Below are 6573 nucleotides of genomic sequence, written 5' to 3' on the forward strand. Positions count from 1 at the left end.
CGCGGTCGGACGCATAAACGGCAGTCGGTAAGGTGTGGGCCATGAAAAACCCGAACAGCGGCCGAAGCTGATGCTCGACCATCAACGCGTGCCGGTCACCGCCGCCGGTCGCCGTGATGATGATCGGCTTGCCCCGAAGTTCGTGGGGGTCGATCAGGTCGATCAGGTGCTTGAAATGGCCGGGATATGAGCCCTTGTAGGTCGGCGAGCCGATGATCAGGGCATCGGCCTGCACGATCTCGTCGACGACACGCCTGGCCTGCGCGTCGAGATCCTTGCGCCACAAGGCGCTGCCCAGCGACGGACCGACATCATTGAGATCATAGGTCTTGCTTGTAAATCCGTATCGAATGCTCGCACGTTCGGAGACGTGCCGCACGAGTGCCAAAGTCTTCGATGGACGGTTGAAGCTGCCAGCGATGCCGACGAGTTTGAAACCTGACATGGTTTTTCCTCTCTTTGCGTTGCCCAACTATTGTCTACAAAATTGATAGATTAAAGGAACGCTCATCTCTCCTTGTTCGCCTGGTTGAAAAAAACGTTCGCCGCCGCTCCAGCACGCATAAGCTGCAAGCCGACCGCCATCGGCATCTGCGACCTCCGGACGCTGCAATTCCAAGCCTAAGGCTTGTCGCCGTGAAGATGACGTTCGAGGAAGGGCAAATTGTCTTGGCCCCAATAGATCTCGCCGTCAAAGACATAGGTGGGAAAGCCGAAGACGCCGCTGTCGCGCGCATGCACACGGTCCGCCGACCATTTGTTCTGAACATCGTCGTCGGCTTGTCGTCTGAGGAGCACCGCGCCATCGAAACCCGCTGATGTCACGATCGCCTCGCGCACGTCGGGCTTGCCGATATCCCTCGCCTCGCTCCAGAAGGCATGCTGCAGGGCGCGGGCAACGCCGATCCAATCCTGTCCGTCGAGATAGGCCGCAATCACGAAGAGGGACGCCGGCGTCGGATCGCTCAAATCAGGGCGATGTTCGAGCCGCAGCTCCTTGCCGCGCACGCGCGCCCAGCGCTTGAGGTCCCGCGTCCAGTAGGCGCGCCGGATCTCCGGGCGGTTGCGCGAAAAGATACCACCATTTTCCTCGACCACCGTCGTCAGATAAGGCGTGATGACGACGTCGTTCTTCGCCGCAAGTTCGGCGAAGGCATCGAAGCCGATATACGACCAGGGCGAGCCGATCGAAAAGAAGTATTCTACCGATTTGGTCACTGATGCATGTTCCCTGTGAGGTGATTGTTGTGGCGTCGAATGGGCTTACAGCGCCGCGTCTTTTCAGACGCGCAAAGGACGCTGTAACACTTTGAATTGCTGCTCGATGGTGCTTCAGGAAGCGGCCCGAATGTCGGATGGCGCTTTCCATCCGAGCTCCGGTGCGATCAGCGTCACGAAGTCGTGGAGAATCTGTCGATACTCCACGTGCTCGAACTCGTAAGGGAGCTCCAGCCTCAACTCGCTGACCTCGCGCAGTATCGGATCGGCAAACAGCTGCGCCAATATCTCGTCCGATGTGCCGACGACATCACGGGCGAACAGAGTGCGCTGCTTGCCCTGCGGCGAAAGCGTCCGCTCATGGCGGCCATCGGCATAGTCTCGATACCGGCGGCGCGTTGCCGCATCGGCGCTGTCGAAAGGCACGATGACGCGCCCCAGCGCAACGCGCCGCTGCGTGTCGGCGGCGCGATAGGTTTCGATCAATCGCGATTGCGCGATGAAGAAATCATCCGTCCCCTCACCCGTTATCACATTGCCGGTCAACAGGTTGAAGCCATTGCGGCCGGCCCATTCGGCCGAGCGCTGCGAACCGTCGCCATACCAGATCCGGTCGATCAGGCCCTTGGCATAAGGTTGCAGCCGCGGACGCTGCGGGCCGAAGGGCGTCCTGATCAAGGTATGTTCGTCGCCGAGATAAGTACCACGCAGATTGTCGGCAAAGCGCAGCACGCGATCATGCGAGAAATCGTAACCCGTCCAGTCGCCGTCGAAGACAAGCGGAGCGATCAGCTCGGCGTGCAGCGGCCGGCCGGCGCTGACGCCGATGTTCAGCCGTCCGCCCGACAGAACATCGACGGTGGCGAGATCTTCGGCCAGCCGGTAAGGGCTCTCGTAACCGATCGGGATGACCGCGGTTCCAAGCTCGATCCGACTGGTGCGCTGCGTCGCTGCCGCCAGGAAAGCGCTCGCGGAAGAGATTCCGGGCTCCAGGTGCCGCTGACGGACCCAGGCACTGTCGAAGCCCAGATCTTCGCCATATTGCAGCTGCTCAAGCGTCCGCTCCAATCCCGACAACGGATCGCCATCGGGATAATTGCCAGGGGTGAGGAAGCCGATATGGCTGATGGATATGTTGCCCACTCGTGCCATCCGATGATCAGTACTTCGGCAGGCCGGGCGGGTTGGTCTCGGATGCCGGCAGGGCTTCCTCGGAAAGATGCCAGTGATCGAGGATTTTTGCGTAGGTGCCGTCCTTGATCAGGCCGTTGGTGGCGACAGTCAGCGCATCGGCCAGCCCGCTTCCCTTGCGGGTGGTGATTGCGACATCCGAGCGATCCGGCCAGCCGGCGCTCAGCGTGCCGACGCGCTTGATGTTCTTGTCGCGCGCGGCGATGAAGACGAGCTGCGCATGCGGCTGGACGATGACATCGGCCCGGCCGGACCGCAGTGCGAGAAGGCTTGCCGCCTCGTCGTCGTAATATTGCAGTTCGATCGGTTTCAGGGCCGCGGCAACATCTTCCTCGCTCCACTTCACCAGGATGCGCTCCTGGTTGGTGCCGGCCCCGACAATGATCCTGAGGCCTGCCGCATCCTTGGGCTCCTTGATCGAGGTCACAGGGCTGTCGGCTTTGACGAAGAAGCCATGCAGGCCCTGGCGGTAGGTGGAGAAATCGAGTTTTTCCTTGCGCTGCTCGGTGACCCCGACATTGGAGATGACGGCATCATACTTGCCCGAGGCGAGGCCGAGCGGCCAGTCGATCCAGGCGACCGGCACGATCTCCAGCGTCAGCCCGAGGCTGTCGGCGATGGCATAGGCATAATCGGGATCTGCCCCGACCACGGTCTTGGCGTCGGTGGCATAGGTGGCAAGCGGCGGGCCGCCCGGGCTGACGGCGATGGTGAACTTGCCTGACGTGACGAACTTGAAATCCTTCGGGATCGCAGCGATAGCCGCATCGTTCTTGGCGGCGTGAAGCCGGCCCGGCTGCTCTGGGCTGAGGTCGAAATCCTCGGCTGCACGGGTTGCGCCGAAGGAAAGGGCAGACGCCATGGCGGCGATCAGCAGGGTCCGGAATGCCGGAAAGGCAATCATCGTCTTCAATCTCCAAATTGTCAGGCAGGAATGGCCGGCAGCATTGCCGCCGGCCCAATAGGGATAGATCAGGAGCCGCTCTTCGGCAGGCCGGGCGGGTTGGTCTGGGCTTTGTCGATCGCCTCCGGACCGAGGTTCCATGTATCGAGGATCTTCCGGTAGGCGCCGCTGGCGATCAGGTCGTTGACGACATCGGTCAAGGGCGCTGCCAGGCCGCTGCCCTTGCGCGTGGTAACGGCAATTTCGGCCGTGATCGGCCAACCGCCGCTGACGGTGCCGACAAGCTTGGTCTTGCCGTTTATCCCCGCCGAATAGGCCTGCGTTGCGTTCACGCTGAAGACGGTGTCGGCTCTGCCGGACTGAACGGCGAGATCCTTCACCGCGTCGTCGTCATAATATTGCACCTCGATTGGCTTCAGGCCGGCGGCGACGTTCTCGCGATCCCATTCCAGCAGGATCTTCTCCTGGTTGGTGCCGGCATCGGTGATGACCTTCAGGCCGGCAATATCCTTCGGCTGCTTGATCGTCGCGATCGGGCTATCGGCCTTGACGTAGAAGCCAAGCTCATCCTTGCGGTAGGTCGAGAAATCGAACTTTTCCTTGCGTTCTTCCGTGACCGTCACGTTGGAGATCACCGCGTCGAATTTTCCGGAGGTCAGCCCCAGCGGCCAATCGGCCCAGGCAACGGAAACCAATTCGAGCTTCAGACCCAGGCTGTCGGCGATGGCCTGCGCCAGATCGACGTCATAACCGATAACCGTCTTGGAATCGGAAGCATAATCATGCAGCGGAAGATTGCCGCTCGAGCTGATGCCGACGGTGAAGACACCGTGTTCGACGAACTTGAAGTCCTTGATTTCGGCAATGCGTTTCTCGTTCTTTTCAACCCGCAGCCGGTTCGGCTGCTCGGGGCTGAGATCGAACTTCTGCTGCGCCTGGGCGGAACCGAAACCGATCGCGGCCATGGTGACGGCTCCCGCTATCAGAAGCCTTGCCCTATCTGTAAATGTCATGCCCCGTCTCCATTTCATCTTTAGGTTGTGGTTATTGTTATTCAGCCGGAGCAGCCCGTCACGGCCCGGCATTTCGCCAGCGCTATCAGGCGCTAGAGAACCTTGGCGAGGAATTCCCGCGTGCGGGGATGTTCCGCTTGTGTGAAGATGCGGGCCGGCGGGCCGGCCTCCAGAATTCGGCCGCTCTCCATGAAGACGACACTGTCGGCAACTTCGCGGGCAAAGCCGACCTCATGGGTGACGATGACGAGCGTCGTGCCGGTGCGGGCAAGTTCCTTGATAACGTCGAGCACTTCGCCGACGAGTTCCGGATCGAGCGCCGATGTCGGCTCGTCGAAAAGCAGCACCTTCGGGCGGAGCGCCAGTGCGCGGGCGATCGCCACACGCTGCTGCTGGCCGCCGGAAAGCTGACGCGGATAGGCGTTGATCTTGTCGCTGAGGCCGATGCGTGCCAGCAGCTCCTGCGCCAGTTGCACGGCGTCCTCACGGCCGACGCCGCGAACCTGGATCGGTGCCTCGATGAGGTTTTCGAGCACGGTCAGATGCGGGAAGAGATTGAAGCTCTGGAAGACCATGCCGATATCGGCGCGGCCTCTGAGGATATCCTTCTCCTTGAGCTCGTAGAGCGTGTCGCCCTTCCTACTGTAACCGACGAAATCGCCGTCGACCGAAATGAAACCCTCATTGACACGCTCCAGATGGTTGATGGCGCGCAGAAGCGTCGACTTGCCGGAGCCGGACGGACCGAGGATGGCGGTCACGCTGCCGGCGGGCAGGCTGAGTTCGACATCATCGAGCACTTTCAGTGAGCCGAAGCTTTTGGAGATACCGTGGATGCGCACCGCGCCGCCTGCGGCCCGCAGCGTCGCCGCATCGCGGAAACCGATCTTGCGCACCGTGTCGGTCGCCGTATCGAGGACAGGCAGCGGACGGCGGAAACGCTCGAAAAATGCCTGGAAGGGCAATGGCGTCGGATTGCGCACGGCGCCTTTGGAAAAGTAGCGTTCGATATAGCGCTGAGCGATCGACAGCACCGTCATGATGATCAGATACCAGACGGTCGCGACCATCAGCAGCGGAATGACTTCGAGATTGCGGCGGTAGATCACCTGGACCGTATAGAAGAGCTCCGGCAGCGCCAGCACGTAGACCATGGAGGTGCTCTTCGCCAGTCCGATGAGTTCGTTGAAGCCGGTCGGCAGGATCGAGCGCATGGCCTGCGGCAACACGATGCGGAAGGCCTGGCGGCGGCGCGGCAGACCGAGTGCTGCGGCGGCCTCCAACTGTCCGTGATCCACCGAGAGAATACCGCCGCGCACGATCTCGGCGAAGAAGGCCGACTGGTTGAGCGTCAGGCCGAGAAAGGCAGCGGCAAAGGGTGTCAGCAATTGTACTGTGGGATAGTCGAGGAAGACGGTATCGGTGAAGGGAATGCCGATCTTGATCGTCTCGTACAGATAGCCGAGATTGTTCAGGATCAGCAGCAGCACGATGACCGGGATCGAGCGCAGCAGCCAGATATAGCCCCAGGAAAGGCCGGAGAGCAGCGGCGACTTGGAAACGCGGGCAAGCGCCAGAGCCGTTCCGAGGATGGAGCCGGATATGGCGGCAAGCACCGTCAAAAGCAGCGTCCTGCCGAGACCGACGAGCACTGGTTCGGCAAAGAACCATTCAGCAAAGACGCCCCAACCCCAGCGCGGATTGGTGAAAATGGAATAGAGCACGGCGATGGTGACGACGGCGGCAAAGATCGTGCCTGCCAGGCGGCCCGGATGACGCGCCGGCACGATGCGGTAACGGGAATAATCCTTCGATCCTGCCGTTCTGCTGCCGGGATCGATGCCGGCGAAATCCGTCGTCAGTGCCATTGTGCTTCCCTTTTATGATTGTCGGCCTTTGCCGTTTCAGAAATTTGCACCGGCCACGCGCAGGCGCGGTTCGGCATCTTCGTGAGCAGGCTCAGCGAGATGGCTGATGTCCTTCTCGAAGGGCAGGCTCTTGTAGATCTCTGGATCGGCTGAGGTGTCGAAGAGAGCGGTGTAGCCGTAGTTCAGATAGAGGCCGACGGCTTCGGGCTGGCGAAAGCCGGTCGTCAGGTAGATGCGGGCATAGCCCTGGCGGGCGGCCTGAGCCTCCAGTTCCACCAGCACCTTGCGGGCAAGGCCCTGACGGCGCAGATCGGAGCGCGTCCAGATGCGTTTGAACTCGGCCGTGCGTTCGTCATAGTTTTTGAAGGCGCCGCCGCCG

General features: G+C 61.2%; 7 protein-coding genes. All 7 read right to left on the reverse strand.

Going from position 1 to position 6573, the window contains the following annotated elements:
* On the reverse strand, positions 1-445 hold a 445-nt coding region (msuE, locus tag FY112_RS02275; RefSeq protein ID WP_151517553.1), incomplete at its 3' end, for an FMN reductase.
* A 176-nt stretch (positions 446-621) separates the two neighbouring features.
* Positions 622-1218 carry a DsbA family protein gene (locus FY112_RS02280; protein WP_131643814.1) on the reverse strand — a complete coding sequence of 199 codons (597 nt, stop codon included), beginning with the start codon at positions 1216-1218 and terminating at the stop codon, positions 622-624.
* A gap of 114 nt (positions 1219-1332) precedes the next feature.
* A complete protein-coding gene (locus FY112_RS02285) occupies positions 1333-2370 on the reverse strand; it encodes an LLM class flavin-dependent oxidoreductase (protein ID WP_151517554.1) in 1038 nt (345 codons plus the stop codon).
* A 7-nt stretch (positions 2371-2377) separates the two neighbouring features.
* Positions 2378-3313 carry an ABC transporter substrate-binding protein gene (locus FY112_RS02290; RefSeq protein ID WP_151517555.1) on the reverse strand — a complete coding sequence of 312 codons (936 nt, stop codon included), beginning with the start codon at positions 3311-3313 and terminating at the stop codon, positions 2378-2380.
* Positions 3314-3381: 68 nt separating this feature from the next.
* Positions 3382-4326 (reverse strand): ABC transporter substrate-binding protein, encoded by a 945-nt coding sequence (locus tag FY112_RS02295; RefSeq protein WP_131643811.1) that lies wholly within the window; start codon positions 4324-4326, stop codon positions 3382-3384.
* Between the two features lie 92 nt (positions 4327-4418).
* Positions 4419-6194 (reverse strand): amino acid ABC transporter permease/ATP-binding protein, encoded by a 1776-nt coding sequence (locus FY112_RS38425; RefSeq protein WP_151517556.1) that lies wholly within the window; start codon positions 6192-6194, stop codon positions 4419-4421.
* 36 nt (positions 6195-6230) lie between these two features.
* A partial coding sequence (locus FY112_RS02305; protein ID WP_151517557.1) for a GNAT family N-acetyltransferase occupies positions 6231-6573 on the reverse strand: 343 nt, incomplete at its 5' end.

Origin of the sequence: Rhizobium sp. PEPV16 (assembly GCF_008919455.1) — a bacterium.
Taxonomy (GTDB): Bacteria; Pseudomonadota; Alphaproteobacteria; order Rhizobiales; family Rhizobiaceae; genus Rhizobium; species Rhizobium leguminosarum_Q.